Here is a 262-nt window from a genome sequence, read left to right as displayed (position 1 = left end):
TAGGGTAAATCGTAAAGATCCCATACCACTCTAATTTTTTGTTGACACTCGCTGCGAGTTGGCTGCGCTAATTGTACTCCGTGAATGTACTCGTTCAGCCCTAGTAATTGGTGAGATCGCGATGAGTTTGAGAGTACTGTGTCCGTTTGTTGTGGCGTAGTAAATAGCGCCATAACAGGATTATTAGAGGTTGGTAAGGCAAAGCCATTAGCTGGATTTAATGGATCACATACCACTACATCGACGATTTTATCAAGCGCAC

1 protein-coding gene is annotated in these 262 nt (G+C 43.5%); it reads right to left on the bottom strand.

All coding sequences use genetic code 11. The features are described from left to right. Positions 1-262, bottom strand: a 262-nt coding sequence (locus CWB75_RS18975; protein WP_138571437.1) for a hypothetical protein, incomplete at both ends; no start/stop codon positions are given.

It is taken from the genome of Pseudoalteromonas sp. S1608, assembly GCF_005887265.1.
In the GTDB taxonomy this organism is placed as follows: domain Bacteria; phylum Pseudomonadota; class Gammaproteobacteria; order Enterobacterales; family Alteromonadaceae; genus Pseudoalteromonas; species Pseudoalteromonas undina.
This window is presented reverse-complemented; position numbering and strand designations above follow the sequence as displayed.